9 protein-coding genes are annotated in these 14,329 nt (G+C 72.9%); 4 read left to right on the forward strand and 5 right to left on the reverse strand.

Going from position 1 to position 14,329, the window contains the following annotated elements; all coding sequences use genetic code 11:
- Positions 1-79: 79 nt before the first annotated feature.
- The 4 genes from ACSGDB_RS10530 (at position 80) to ACSGDB_RS10545 (ending at position 6,669) form a co-directional block, all read left to right on the forward strand.
- On the forward strand, positions 80-2,680 hold the full coding sequence (locus tag ACSGDB_RS10530) for a DNA gyrase/topoisomerase IV subunit A (RefSeq protein WP_434994621.1): 2,601 nt from the start codon (positions 80-82) through the stop codon (positions 2,678-2,680).
- 60 nt (positions 2,681-2,740) lie between these two features.
- Positions 2,741-3,694, forward strand: a complete 954-nt coding sequence (locus ACSGDB_RS10535) for an ABC transporter ATP-binding protein (RefSeq protein ID WP_434994623.1) — start codon at positions 2,741-2,743, stop codon at positions 3,692-3,694.
- Positions 3,691-5,310, forward strand: coding sequence for an ABC transporter permease (locus tag ACSGDB_RS10540; RefSeq protein ID WP_434994624.1), 1,620 nt, complete (start codon positions 3,691-3,693; stop codon positions 5,308-5,310). Before ACSGDB_RS10535 ends, ACSGDB_RS10540 begins: the two co-directional genes overlap by 4 nt.
- An 87-nt stretch (positions 5,311-5,397) precedes the next feature.
- Entirely contained in the window at positions 5,398-6,669 is a 1,272-nt protein-coding gene (locus tag ACSGDB_RS10545) for an MFS transporter (protein ID WP_434994625.1), read from the forward strand.
- Positions 6,670-6,673: 4 nt separating this feature from the next.
- On the opposite strand, the gene ACSGDB_RS10550 is transcribed toward ACSGDB_RS10545, so the two are convergent.
- The 5 genes from ACSGDB_RS10550 to cydB all read right to left on the reverse strand — a co-directional run bounded on the left by ACSGDB_RS10550 (position 6,674) and on the right by cydB (position 14,287).
- A complete protein-coding gene (locus tag ACSGDB_RS10550; RefSeq protein ID WP_434994626.1) occupies positions 6,674-7,141 on the reverse strand; it encodes a succinate dehydrogenase hydrophobic membrane anchor subunit in 468 nt (155 codons plus the stop codon).
- Positions 7,138-8,292 carry a TerC family protein gene (locus tag ACSGDB_RS10555; protein WP_434994627.1) on the reverse strand — a complete coding sequence of 385 codons (1,155 nt, stop codon included), beginning with the start codon at positions 8,290-8,292 and terminating at the stop codon, positions 7,138-7,140. The genes ACSGDB_RS10550 and ACSGDB_RS10555 overlap by 4 nt, the downstream gene beginning before the upstream one ends.
- 172 nt (positions 8,293-8,464) lie before the next feature.
- Positions 8,465-9,508: a GNAT family N-acetyltransferase gene (locus ACSGDB_RS10560; protein ID WP_434994628.1), complete on the reverse strand. Its 1,044-nt coding sequence runs from the start codon at positions 9,506-9,508 to the stop codon at positions 8,465-8,467.
- A 109-nt stretch (positions 9,509-9,617) separates the two neighbouring features.
- Complete coding sequence (gene cydC / locus ACSGDB_RS10565; protein ID WP_434994630.1) at positions 9,618-13,268, reverse strand: thiol reductant ABC exporter subunit CydC; 3,651 nt, start codon at positions 13,266-13,268, stop codon at positions 9,618-9,620.
- Positions 13,265-14,287 (reverse strand): cytochrome d ubiquinol oxidase subunit II, encoded by a 1,023-nt coding sequence (cydB, locus tag ACSGDB_RS10570; protein WP_434994631.1) that lies wholly within the window; start codon positions 14,285-14,287, stop codon positions 13,265-13,267. The genes cydC and cydB overlap by 4 nt, the downstream gene beginning before the upstream one ends.
- Positions 14,288-14,329 lie beyond the last annotated feature (42 nt).

Genomic DNA, 14,329 nt, shown 5'->3' on the forward strand with positions numbered 1-14,329 from the left:
TCGGAACCGCGCCCGGGTCGCGGATGCCCGCCGACCGCCCCGAACCGTACCCCTGAGTTGTTGAGGAACTGCCACGCACATGGCCAGGCGCCAGAACTCCGCTCCGCCGGAGGATTTCACCGAGAAGATCATCGATATCGACGTCGAGGCCGAGATGGAGGAGTCCTTCCTGGAGTACGCGTACTCCGTGATCTACTCGCGCGCGCTCCCCGACGCCCGTGACGGCCTGAAGCCCGTCCAGCGGCGCATCCTTTACATGATGACCGACATGGGCCTGCGCCCGGACCGCGGCCATGTGAAGTCCGCGCGCGTGGTGGGCGAGGTGATGGGCAAGCTGCACCCGCACGGCGACAGCGCCATCTACGACGCGATGGTGCGCATGGCCCAGGACTTCTCCCTCCGCCTGCCGCTGATCGACGGGCACGGCAACTTCGGCTCGCTCGACGACGGGCCCGCGGCGGCCCGGTACACGGAGGCGCGCCTGGCGGCCCCCGCCCTGACGATGACCGACCACCTCGACGAGGACGTCGTCGACTTCGTCCCCAACTACGACAACCAGCTCACCCAGCCGGAGGTGCTCCCCGCCGCCTTCCCGAACCTCCTGGTCAACGGCGCGAGCGGCATCGCCGTCGGCATGGCGACGAACATGCCGCCGCACAACCTCGGCGAGGTCGTCGCCGCGGCCCGGCATCTGATCGCGCACCCGGACGCCTCCCTCGAGGACCTGATGCGCTTCGTGCCCGGGCCGGACCTCCCGAGCGGCGGGAAGATCGTGGGCCTCGATGGCGTGCGGGACGCCTACGCGACGGGGCGCGGCTCCTTCAAGACCCGGGCCACGGTCAAGGTGGAGCAGCTCTCCGCCCGCCGGACCGGCCTCGTGGTGACCGAACTCCCCTACACCGTGGGCCCGGAGAAGGTGATCGAGAAGATCAAGGACGCCGTCACCGCCAAGAAGCTCCAGGGCATCTCCGACATCGTCGACCTCACCGACCGCAAGCACGGCCTGCGGCTGGTGATCGAGTTGAAGAACGGCTTCAACCCGAACGCCGTCCTCGCCCAGCTGTACCGTTTCACGCCGATGGAGGACTCCTTCGGCATCAACAACGTGGCCCTCGTCGACGGGCAGCCGCGCACGCTCGGGCTGCTGGAGCTGCTGCAGGTCTACATCACCCACCGGATCCTCGTGGTCCGCCGTCGCACCTCCTACCGGCTGCAGCGCAAGCGCGACCGCCTGCACCTCGTGGAGGGTCTGCTCGTCGCGATCGTCGACATCGACGAGGTCATCCAGATCATCCGCTCCTCGGACGAGTCCGCCGCCGCGCGGGAACGGCTGATGTCCATCTACGACCTGTCCGAGCTGCAGGCGAACTACATCCTCGAGCTGCGGCTGCGCCAGCTCACCAAGTACTCGCGCATCGAGCTCGAGAAGGAGCAGGACCAGCTCCGCCTCGAGATCGCCGAGCTCGACGCCGTCCTCGGGTCGGAGGAACGGCTCCGCGCCCTCGTCTCGGAGGAGCTCGCCGCCCTGTCGGACCAGTTCGCCACGCCCCGGCGCACCGTCCTGCTCGAGTCCGAGGCGGCCGCCCCGCTGAAGGGCTCCACTCTGCCCGCGCCGGCCGCCAAGGGCGCGAAGGCGGTTCTGCCGCTCGAGATCGCGGACGACCCCTGCTGGGTGCTGCTCTCGGCGTCCGGCCAGCTCGCCCGGACCTCCGACCGGCAGCCGTTCGGGGATGGACAGCGGATCAAGCACGACGCCTTCCGGTCCGTCCTCGCCGCCACCGCGCGCGGCGAGGTGGGAGCCGTGACCTCGGCCGGCCGGATGATCCGGCTCCAGGTCATGGACATGCCGGCCCTGCCGCCCACGGCCGGCGTCCCGAACCTGGCGGGCGGCGTGCCGTCGTCGGAGTTCATCACGCTCGAGCGCGGCGAGCGCCTCGTGGGGCTCGCCCCGCTGGGCGCCGTCGTCGCCCTCGGCACCGAGCAGGGCGTGGTGAAGCGCGTGCAGCCCGACTACCCGCTGAACCGTGACGACTGGGAGGTGATCTCGCTCAAGCCGAAGGACAGGGTCGTGGGGATCGCCGCTGCGTCCGACGCCGACGACCTCGTCTTCATCACCCGCCTGGCCCAGCTCCTGCGTTTCCCGGCCTCGGCCGTGCGGCCGCAGGGCCGGACGGCGGGCGGGATGGCCGGCATCAAGCTCGCGCCCGGTGACGCGGTGCTGCACTTCGGGACGGTGTCCTCCGCGGACGGCCAGGGCGTGGTGGTGACCGTCGCGGCGGCGGCGGGCGATGCGCTGCCTGGGACGGCGGCGGGATCGGTGAAGGTCACCGAGTTCTCCGAGTATCCGGCCAAGGGCCGCGCCACCGCGGGCGTCCGCGCGCACCGCTTCCTCCGCGGCGAGGAGTCGCTCTCGCTGGCCTGGGCCGGTCACGGCCCTGCCCGTGCTGCGTCCGCGAACGGCGTGGCACGCGCGCTGCCCACCGAACACGGTCGGCGTGACGGCTCGGGGGTCCCGCTCACCCAGCAGATCGACGCCGTCGGACCGAACCTGGTCGGGCTCATCGAGGCGACGCGACCGGTGGTGCCGGAGGTGGGAGGAGCGGCGGGCTCGCCGTCGCCGTCCGGCGGCCCGGCCCGCGGCGTGCACCCGGACGACGACGCCCAGGGCACGCTGCTCTAGGCTCGACGCCGGGCCGGAGGGCCGTTCACACGGTGAGGCAGGCGGCGTATGCTCCCCTGCATGGCCAACGTCATTTCGGCCCGGAGCCTCGCCAAGCACTACGGACGGGTGCATGCACTCGACGGGCTGGATCTCGAGGTCGAGGAGGGCCAGATCCACGGATTCCTCGGTCCCAACGGGTCGGGGAAGTCCACCACGACCCGCGTGCTGCTGGGACTCGCCCGCGCGACGTCGGGTATCGCCACGGTCTTCGGGGCCGATCCCTGGCGCGAGGCCGCTGCCCTCCACCGCCGGATCGCGTCCGTCCCCGGCGACGTCAGTGTCTGGCCGAACCTGTCCGGTGGGGAGACGATCGACTTCGTCTCCCGCCTGCGCGGTGTCCGCCGCAACGAGCGCGCCTACCGCCTCGAGCGGGAACGGCTGATGGAGGTCTTCCTCTTCGACCCGCGCAAGAAGGGTCGCGCCTACTCCAAGGGCAACCGGCAGAAGCTGGCGCTCATCGCCGCGTTCGCGGTACCCGCCGACCTGTACATCCTCGACGAGCCGACCAGCGGGCTCGACCCCCTCATGGCCATGGTGTTCCAGCGGGAGATCGCCCGGGTGCGGGAGGGCGGCGCCACCGTCCTGCTCTCGAGCCACATCCTCTCCGAGGTCGAGCAGCTCTGCGACGTCGTCAGCATCGTGCGCGCCGGGAAGGTGGTGGAGTCCGGCACCCTCGCGGACCTCCGCCACCTGACCCGGACCGAGGTCTCGTTCGCGGCGGCCGACGCCTTCGCCCTGGAATCCGTCCCGCACGCCCACGATGTGCGGTTCGAGCATGGCCGTGCTCGGTTCACCGTGGACAGCGACCGCGTCTCCTCGGTGCTGCCGGCGCTGACGGCCCTGCACGTCGAGGGGCTCCGCATCGAACCGCCGTCGCTGGAGGAGCTGTTCCTCCGGCACTACGGCGACGACCTCGCCGCGGGCGGACAGGACGCACCGGGCAGCGAGCCGCGCGAGGCCGCGACGCGATGACGGCGTTCCCCGCGCTCCTGCGCCAGCGACTGCGGCGTGACGGGGTGCAGCTGCTGCTGTGGACGCTCGGCACAGCGCTGCTGGCCTACCTCACCTACGTGAGTGTCTCGCAGGCGTACGGCACCGAGCAGTCCCGCGCCTCGATCCTTGCCGTGGTGATGGCCAATCCCGTGATCCTGCTCTTCCGCGGGTTGCCGTCGGGAGCCGGGGAGGGCGCGTTCATGCTGTTCCTGATCTTCCCGTTCCTGGCGCTCCTCGCCGCCCTGATGAGTTCGTTCCTCGCCGTACGGCACACGCGCGGCGACGAGGAGGTGGGCCGCGCCGAACTGGTGGCCGCCACGCGCGCCGGACGCCGGGCACCCCTCCTGGCCACGCTGACCCATGGCGTCCTGGCCAACGTGCTGCTCGCGTCCCTCATCGTCGTCGCCCTCATGGCCACCGGTCTCGGTGCGAAGGGATCGGTCGTGTCCGGCCTGGCGGCCGGCGCCGTCGGGCTGACCTTCCTCGGCGTGGGCCTCGTCTCCGCCCAGCTCATGAAGACCTCGTCGGGCGCGAACTCCCTCGCCACCTGGCTCCTGATGCTCCTGTTCCTGACGGCCGGGCTGGGCAACGCCCTCGGGACGCCGAGCAGCGACCTGCAGCGCATCGAGAGCTCATGGCTCACCTGGCTGTCGCCGTTCGGCTGGGCGGAGCAGACGCGTCCGTTCGCCGAGGACGACATGGGCCCCATCGTGCTGTGCGCGGCCCTGGGGCTGCTGCTGGCCGGCCTCGCGGTCGCGCTGCAGTCGGTGCGGGACCTCGGCGGGAGCTTCGTCCCCGAGCGGCACGGCAGGGCCGAGGCGTCGGCACTGCTGTCGACCCCGCTCGGGCTCGTCGTGCGCCTGGCCCGGCCCTCCATCATCGGGTGGGGCGTCGGCGGTCTCATCACCGGGATCCTGGCGACCACCCTCGCATCGGTGATCCGCGACATCGGGACGGACAACCCCGCCCTCGACCGGATCATGCAGGCGATGGCCGGCGGCACGGACATGGAACAGGGCACGGTCGTCGTCTTCTTCACCATGCTGGGCATCCTCGCCGCGTGCTGCGCGGTCCAGACCGTCTGCCGGGCGCGCCAGGAGGAGACGCACGGTACGGCGGAACTGACGCTGAGCGCGCCGGTGGACCGCGTCCGGTGGCTGGCGAGCTTCGCCCTCGTCGCGTTCGTCGGTGTCCTCGTGGTGATCGCGGCCGCCCTCGCGGGCGCAGCCGCGGGACTCGCCGCACGGGACGGGGACTGGGCGCTCCTGGGGGACGTGGCCGTCACCGGTGCAGGGCAGGTCGCCGCGGCGTCCGTGTTCATCGTCGCCACCGCGCTGGTCTTCGTCGTCGCACCGCGGGCCACCATCCCGCTCGGGTGGGCGCTGGTGCTGGTCAGCATGGTGCTCGGCCTGTTCGGGCCGCTGTTCGGCTTCCCGGACTGGGCGGTCCGGCTCTCACCCATGGGCGTGGCGCCGACGGTCACGAGCGACGGCGTGGACGTGAAGGGCCTGTGGTGGCTGATCGCCGCCGTCGCGGCCGGCGGCGCCCTGGCGCTGGGCCTCATGCGCGATCGCGACCTCGCCCCGAAGAACTGAGCGGTCCACCGGCGACGCACCGCGGGGTGATTGCGCGCCGGTGCGTCTACAGTGGCGGGACGTATTCCTGCTCGAGACGGGTTCCCCATGCTGTCTGTCCTTGGCAACGCCGCCTACCGGAAGCTCTTCACCGCGCAGGTCGTCGCCCTGCTGGGGACAGGGCTGCTGACGATCGCGCTGGGCCTGCTCGCCTTCGATCTGGCGGGCAGCCGGGCAGGCGCCGTCCTCGGCACGGCGCTGACGATCAAGATGGTGGCCTACGTGGTGGTGGCACCCGTCATGGCGGCGCTCGTGGACCGCCTCCCGCGGAAAGCGGTCCTCGTGGGCGCGGACCTGGTGCGCGCCGGCATCGCCCTGAGCCTGCCGTTCATCGACCAGGTGTGGCAGATCTACGTGCTGGTGTTCATCCTGCAGTCCGCGTCCGCGACCTTCACCCCGGCGTTCCAGGCCCTCATCCCGGTGGTGCTGCCCGGGGAGCGGGACTACACGAAGGCGCTCTCGCTCTCCCGCCTCGCCTACGACCTCGAGTCCCTGCTCAGCCCGCTGCTCGCTGCCGTCCTCCTGACCGTGGTGAGTTTCTCCGACCTGTTCGTGGGAACCATGGTCGGTTTCCTGGTGTCCGCCGCCATCGTCCTCGGGACCAGGTTCCCGGTGATCCCGGCACCGGTGCAGCAGGGCTCCCTGCTGCACCGCACCACCCTCGGCGGCCGGATCTTCCTGCGCGAGCCGACCCTGCGCGGGCTCCTGGCCCTGAACCTCGTCGTCGCGGCCGCCACGGCCCTCGTGCTGGTCAACACGGTCGTCTACGCGCGCGCCCTCTTCGGCGGATCGAACACCGACGTGGCCCTGGCCCTGGCGTTCTACGGTGGGGGCTCGATGCTCGTCGCGTTCCTCGCCCCCCGGGTCCTGGAGCGCACACCCGACCGGACGTTCATGCTGGCCGGTGCGGTGGTACTCACCGCGGGCCTGCCGGTCGCTGCCCTCCTCGCCCTGGCCGGGCAGGGCGGTGCTTCCCCCACCGGGGGGCCGTGGGCGCTCCTGCTCGGCCTGTGGGTGGTCCTCGGCATCGGCACCTCGATGATCAGCACGCCGTCCGCACGGCTGCTGCGGCGCACCGCCACCGACACCACCCGGAGCCACCTCTTCACCGCCCAGTTCTCCCTCTCGCACGCCTGCTTCATGCTCACCTACCCCGTGGCCGGATGGGTGGGGGCGGCCGCGGGGCAGGCGGCATCCGCGCTCGCCCTCTCGGGCCTCGCGCTCGCGGGGACCGTCGTCGGCTTCGCGGTGTGGCCGGCCGCCGGGAGAGGCGGGACGACGACGACGGCCGGGTCCGCGAGCGGCTCGGCCCGCGGGTGACGGGTCAGGGACCGACCGTCGCGCAGAACGAGGGCAGCGACGACGCCGCGGCGCCTGTCGGACAGGGGTCGAAGGTGAAGATGACCAGCGTCCCGAGCGCGATGATCGCCGTCGAGCACGCGACCAGCACGACCTTGAGCCACAGGCGTGTCCGGGCGGCGTCGGCGTAGTCGTCGATGATGACCCGCAGCCCGTTCGTCCCGTGCAGCATGGCGAGCCAGAGCATGACGAGGTCGAACCACTGCCAGAACGGATTCGCCCACTTCCCGGCGACGAAGGCGAAGTCGATCTGGTTGATGCCGTCCCCGAGCATGAGGTTCACGAACAGGTGGACGAAGATCAGCACCACCAGCAGCGCACCGGACCACCGCATGAACAGCCAGGCCATGAGCTCCCGGTTGCTGCCGGCCCGGACGCGGCTCCGCGGCGGGCTGACCCGGCCCCGGTCGACGGACCCCCGCTCCGCCGTCATGGCCGGCGGTCCACCCGGCTCGTCCCGTCATCGGCGGGCTCGCCCCCGACGCGGTCCTGGAGCGGTGCCCGCTGCGCGTCGTCGTCCGCGGACCCACCGAGCCCGCTGCTCCCGGCGTCGGCGGCCCGGCCGCGCGCCGCGGCACGGCGCCCACCCCAGACGGGCTGCAGGGCGGCGATCTCCTCGGCCCCGGCGGTGCGGAAGGGCGCGACGGCGGGTGCGGGCGGTTCGTGCCGTCCCTGGCCGCGGGTCTTGATCAGGCTGGCGACCACGGCGACGCTGAGGATGGTGGTGATGACGGCGAGGGAGATCGGCGTGGGGATGTAGTAGAGGTCGATCTTGAGGGCCATCTTGATGCCCACCCAGACCAGCACGAGGGCGAGCCCGATCTTCAGGTACACGAAGCGGTGGATGAGGTCGGCCAGGAGGAAGTACATGGCGCGCAGGCCTAGGATGGCGAACGCGTTGGCGGTGAAGACGAGGAACACCTCGTCGGTCACGGCGAAGATCGCGGGGATGGAGTCGACGGCGAAGACGATGTCGGTGACTTCCACCAGCACGAGGACGGCGAGCAGGGGCGTGGCGAGCAGGATCCCGTTCTTCCGGACGAGGAACCGCTGGCCGTGGAAGGCGTCGGTCATGGGCACGTACCGGCGGAAGAGCTTCAGCGCACGGGACTTCTCGGGATCGATGTGCTCGTTGCGCTGGAAGAGCATCCGGACACCGGTGAAGAGCAGGAACGCCGCGAAGACGTAGAGGATCCAGGAGAAGTTCTGGATCAGCACCGCTCCGCCGGCGATGAAGATCCCGCGGAAGACCAGGGCACCGAGGACCCCGAAGAACAGGACGCGGTGCTGGTACTCGCGGGGGACGGCGAAGAAGGTGAAGATGATGGCCCAGACGAAGACGTTGTCGACGGCGAGGGACTTCTCGATGAGGTAGCCGGCGAAGTACTGCTGCCCGAACTCGGCTCCCCAGACGCGCCACACGATGACACCGAAGACCACGCCGAAGAAGACCCAGATGCCGGACCACACGGCCGCCTCGCGGACGCTGATGACGTGGGCGTGCCGGTGCGCGACGAGGTCGACGACGAGCATGAGGAGGATGAAGCCGATGACGGCCAGCCAGACCCAGAGGGGGACGTTCACGTAAGTGCTGCCTTCCAGTCAGTGATTACCAACTGGAGGTCTCTCCCGGCCACCGGGGTGGCCCTGTCCGCCGGAGGGTGCAGGGACCCTCGTAATGACGACGAACAAGATGTGGGGGTACTCCCCTCCGTACCTACGAGTGAACCACAGTCCGCCCGGGGAACGGAAGGGGTCAGGCGGAGCCCACCCGCAGCGGCAGGTCGAACACGATCGACCGCTGGGTCGGGACGTACCCCATGCGCTCGTACAGCCCGAGCGCCCCGGAGGGGTTCTCGGTATCGACGCCGAGCCCGGCGTTCTGCATCCCCGCGGCCCGGTAGCGCCGCATCGCTTCGGCGAGAAGGGCCGGGGCGAGGCCGCGGCCTCGCCAGGTCCGCCGGACGCCGAGCAGGTCGGTGTAGCCCTCCGTCCGGCCCAGTAGCCGCTCCGAATCGGGGTCGTAGCTGGCGAGCTGGTAGGCGGCGACCTCGCCCGAGGACGGATCGAGGAGGGCGAGGCTCCAGTCCGCCCGGAACTCCGGGTGGCCGACGGTGAACTGCCACGACTCCTGGTCCCGGGGCTCGCTCCCCCAGTGGTCCTGGAAGGCGTTGTTGTGGGCCAGGCGGACCAGTTCGGAGATGCCCCGGTCCGCGCCCTCCGCGAAGGTGACCAGTTCCAGCCCGTCGGGGAAGGCCAGGTCGGGGATCGGCTGGTCCAGCGGCCTCGTCATCTCGGTGAAGTAGCGGACGATCCTGCTGCCGCTCGCAGTGAGCAGCGCCAGGTGCGAGGGGTTGCGTTCCTCGACGTAGTTCCGGAAGACCCCCTCGGTGGCACCGGTCTCCCGCAGGCGCATCTCCGCGCGCCAGGCCTGCCAGCCGAGGACGGCCCGGCCGATCCCGCGACCGCGCCACGCGGCGTCGACGCCGCCGGCGCCGTGGATCAGCGACGAGCCGGGATTCCGGGACAGGCGCCCGAAGGCACGCGGTTCACCGTCGGCGTCGAACCCCGCGATGGTGTCCCTGCGGGGATCGTTCTTCGAGGCCCGCAGGGCCTGCTCGAGGTCTGCGCGCTGTTCCACCCAGTCCGGCTGGTCCTCCGCGGCGATCCGCTGGATGAGCGCATGCCAGCGGGGGATGTCGGCGTACGTCAGCGGCCGCCACAGCAGCCCGTCGGGCAGCGGGGGGGCGGTCGGCGCCTGGCCGGCCGTGGCGGCATCGGGGCCGGAGGGGTTGGTCATGGTCCCAGCCTATTCGCTGCCGGGCGCGCCGACCCCCACCGCGGCGGGACGGAGCCGACCGTGGCGCGCCCGCCGGTCCGGGGTCCGGCGGGCGGGCCCCACCTGCCCGTCAGGTACCCGGCACGGCTCGGTCGGGTGTCCGATCGGGTAGCGGGTCGGGAACGCGCGGGTCCAGTGCCACGACGTCGTCGCACAGCGCCGCCTCCGCGGGGTCATGCGTCACGAGCAGCACCGCAGTGTCCGGAAGACCGCGGCGCAGGTCCACGAGCAGGGACCGGGCACCGTCGGCGTCGAGATGGGCGGTGGGCTCGTCGAGGAGGACGACGCCGGACCGCGTGAGCAGGGCGCGCGCCACGGCGAGCCGCTGCCGCTGCCCGCCGGAGAGGCGCGAGCCTCCCGCCCCGGCAGGGGCGTCCAGCCCGCCGTCGAGCCCCTGGACCAGCCCGGAGAGTCCCACGGCGCCGAGGACGGCCCGCAGTTCGGCGTCCGTGGCCGGGTCGCCGGGCGGCCGGGCGAGCTGCAGGTTCGAGCGCAGGCTGGAATTGAAGAGATGGCTCTCCTGGGGACACCAGGCGATGCGCGGCGTCTGCCCGCCGCCCCCGGGATGGCCGTTCACGAGGAGCATCCCGTGCTCGAGCGGGAGGAAGCCGAGGAGGGCGCCGATCACGGTGGACTTCCCGCTGCCGGAGGGGCCCGTGAGCCCGGTCCAGCGCTTCGGTGCCAGCTCGAGGTCCACGCCGGTCACCACGGGACGGCCCGGCTCGTAGCCGATGCCCGCGCCCCGCAGCGAGGCGGACCGGGCGACGGATCGGGTGGCGGCGGGCGCGGGCGGGCCACCGGGTAGCCCGGGCCCCGGGCGCTCCGGGTCCTCCTCCCAGCCGGCCGGGCTGAGGTGCGGGACGATGCGGCGCGTGACGGCCGCCAGGGGCCCCCAGTGCTGCACGGCGGAGGTGCCGGCGACGAACGGTTCGATCAGCGCGAGCTGCAGAAGGACGAGGACGGCCGTGACGTCGGCGCGCAGGCCGTCCGCGCCGACCAGGATGCCGAGCGAGGCCGCGCAGCACGCGGCGACGATCACCGCCGTCGACGCGCCGGCCGCCGACGCCGAGCGCCGCGCGGCTGCCGCGACCGCACCCCCGAGGTCGCGCGTCCCGGCGAGCGCAGGCCGGTGCACACCGTTCACCCGGAGATCCGGGGCGGCCCGCAGGAGGCCGGTGACGCGTTCCAGGCCTTGTGCCCGCAGCCGGACCGCGGCGGCGCCCGCAGCCTGCTCGCGGAGGACGGCGACGGCGGGTGCGATGACGAGGGCCGCGACGACGGACAGGGCCTGCCACCCGAGGGCGGCGGGGTGCAGCACCGCCGTGGTGACCAGCGCGGCGATGCCGGTCAGCACCGAGGTCACCACGGGCAGCAGGGCGCGCGCGGACAGGTCGCGGAGCTCGTCGATGTCCCCGACCAGCCGTTCGATCCCCCCGGACCCCCGGGCGATGGTCCGCCACGACCGTCCGGCGCCGAGCAGTCCGGTCCAGAGGCGCAGCCGCGTGTCGTCCGCGCGGTGGAACACGGCACGGTGCAGCCAGAGGCGCTCCGCGTAGCGCAGGACGGAGCGCCCGATGCCGAAGAAGCGGACGCCGACGATCGCTGTGAGCAGGTAGAGGATGGGCGGCTGTTCGGCGGCCCGGACGATCAGCCAGCCGCTGAGCGCGGTCAGGGCGACGGCGAACACCGACGCGCCGAGCCCGAGCCCGGCGGCGGCGAGGAAGCGACGGTCCCACGGCCGGACCAGCGCGAGCACGTCGCGGGCGGAGCGGAGCCACGCGGGCACGGGATCGTGGAGCCGGCGCCCGATCCCATCGGCGGAGGCAGCGGAGGTCCCGGCGGCGCCGGACGTCCGGGGATCGGCGCTGACCGGCACGCCGGGCCGGTCAGCCGCGTCGCCATCCGCAAGCGCGGGACGCGTCCCGGCAGGGGGCCGTCCCGCCGTCGGGAGGGCCGCCGGTCGGACGGTGTCGGCTGCCGCGGCGTGGGCGGGAGCCGGCCCGCCCAGGTGCATTTCGGTCGACGCGAGGCGCGCGGTCTCGTCGTCGTGCGCGATGAGGAGGACGGTCAGGCCGTCGCGGCGCCCCCGCACGGCGGCCCGGATGGCGCGGGAGGCGTCGTCGTCCACGTGGGCGGTCGGCTCGTCGAGGAGGAGGAGCGTGACCGAGGGGTCCTGCGCGCGCAGGAGGGCGCGGGCGACGGCGACGCGCCGCAGCTCGCCCGGGCTGAGCTCGGTGCTGCGCCGGTCGGCGAGTCCGTCGGCGCCGACGGCGGCGAGCTGTGCGTCGAGCGCGGGCGACCCGGCGGGAAGCCCGGCGTAGAGGGCGAGTTCGGCGCGGACCGTTCCCATCAGGAGTTCGGGGTGCTGCGGGACCCATGCGACCGCGTCGGCCCCGAGCCCTGCCACACGACCCGTGAGGCGGAGACCGGGAGGCACGGCCGCTCCCCCGGCCAGGGCACGCATCAGGGTGGACTTCCCGGAACCGCTCGGGCCCCGGAGCGCGGTGATGCTCCCCGGCTCCAGGACGAGCCCGACGCCGGCGAAGACCGGCTCGAGGACGCCGTCGTACCGGGCGGTGAGGTCCTCGACGCGGACGCCGCCCGGCCCGCCCGCGCCCGGAGCCGCCGGTCCGACGCGCACCGGCGAGCCGTCCGCCGGTGCCCCGGGGGCCTCGATGACCGCTCGGACCCGCGCCCCGGCCTCCTCCCCGTCCTCGCTGGCGTGGTGGGCCGCGCCGACGTCGCGCAGCGGACCGTAGCACTCGGGCGCGAGGATGAGGGCGATCAGCGCTGTCTCGAGGCCCAGGTCGCCGTGGATCAGGCGGACGCCGGCGAAGACCGCGACGACCGCGACGGAGATGGTGCTGATGAGCTCGAGGGCGAGGGAGGACAGGAAGACCGTGCGGAGGGTCGTCATGGTGCGCGAGGTGTAGGTGCCCGCGATGTCCCGGAGGGCGCGGGTCTGCTCGGCGGCGCGGCCGAGTCCCACGAGGACGGGCAGGCCTCGCGCGAGTTCGAGCAGGTGGTCGGAGAGGCGGCCCAGCGCGGTGGTGGCCTGCTGCGTGTGCTCCTGCGTGTGGAGGCCGATCAGCACCATGAACACGGGCACAAGCGGGACCGTGAGGAGGATGATGAGCGCACTCACCCAGTCGGCGGCGAGGATCCGCGCGCCGATGAGCAGCGGGACCACGGCGCACGTGATGAGCGCGGGCAGGTACTGCGTGTAGTACTTGTCGATCCCGTCGAGCCCGCGGGTGAGCAGCACCGCGAGGGAGCCCGTGCCGCTGCCGGCCGCGGCGCGCGTGGTGCCGCCGTCGTCGAGCAGGCGCAGGAGCGCGGCCTCGCGCATCCGCTCCCGGGTGCCGAGCGCGAGGCGCGCGGCGGTCGCGTCCTGCCCCCACGCCGCGACGGTGCGCAGCGCCGCACCGAGGATCCCTTGCAGCAGCACGCCGCGGACGTCGAGCGCCCCGGCAGCGAGGGATCCGATGCCGAGGGCGAGGGCCTGCGCCACGAGCACCAGCCCTGCGGCGCGGACGGCCGCGAGGACGCCCAGGAGGTACAGCGCCGCGGGCGACCCCGCGGCGCCCGCGGGACCGCCGGCCCTCAGGGTGGCCGGCGGGGAGGCACTCCGGGCCGGCGGCGCGGCGTCGCCCTCCTGCCGTGCCGCCGGAGCGGGGCCGGCGTCCGGCCGCGGGACGGCGGTGCCGAGCACGCCGCTCACAGGGCGGTGACGGCGTGTGCCGCCGGGATGCTCGACTCCGAGACCCGCCGCCGGAAGACCCAGTAGGTCCAGGCCTGGTACGCGAGGACGAGCGGCACCCCGAAGCAGGCCACGACGCTCATCAGGCCGAGCGTGTAGGGCGAGGACGACGCGTTCTGGACGGTCAGGTCGAACGCCGGGTCGATGGTCGACGGGAGGACCACGGGGAACACGGCGCCGAAGATCGATCCGACCAGTGCCAGCATCGCCACACCCAGTGCCGCGAAGGCACGGCCGTCACGGCCGATCGCCGAGAAACGGTAGGAGGCGGTCAGCCCGGCCGCGGCGACGGTCACGGCGAGCCAGGTGAGCACCGACCCCGTGTCCAGCTGGACCAGGAGCGCCCAGCCGAGGAACGGGAGCATCGCCACGGGCAGCAGGCGGCGGAACAGGCGGTCCGCCTGCACACGGACGACGCCGTCGGTCTTGAGGGCGAGAAACGCGGCGGCGTGGACGAGGCAGAACAGCACGACGGCGGCCGCGCCGAGCAGCGCGGGCCAGGTGGCCCAGGCGAAGACGCCGCCCACGCGGTCGCCGTTCTCGTCCAGCGGCAGGCCCGTCGTCGTCAGGGCGAGCGCCCCTCCGATGCCGGCTGCCGCGACGAAGGACCCGAGCGCGATCGCCCAGTCCCAGCCCTCCCGCCAGGCGTCGCTGTGCCGCTTGCCCCGCCACTCGAAGCCCACGGCGCGGAAGATCAGGCCGAGCAGGACGAGCAGGAACGGCAGGTAGAGCGCCGAGAGCAGGGAGGCGTACCAGAAGGGGAAGGCCGCGAACGTGGCGCCCACCGCCGTCACGAGCCACACCTCGTTCCCGTCCCACACCGGCCCCACGGTGTTGAGCAGTACCCGCCGCTGGGTGTTGGTGCGGGCCATGAGCTTCATCAGCATCCCCACACCGAGGTCGAAACCCTCGAGGAAGAGATAACCGGACCACAGCACGGCGATCAGTACGAACCAGAGGGTGGGCAGGGCCTCGGTCATCGGGTTACCTTCCGGGGTGTCGTCGACGGGGAATCGGGATGG

It is taken from the genome of Arthrobacter sp. Ld5, assembly GCF_051172775.1.
GTDB lineage: Bacteria > Actinomycetota > Actinomycetes > Actinomycetales > Micrococcaceae > Arthrobacter_D.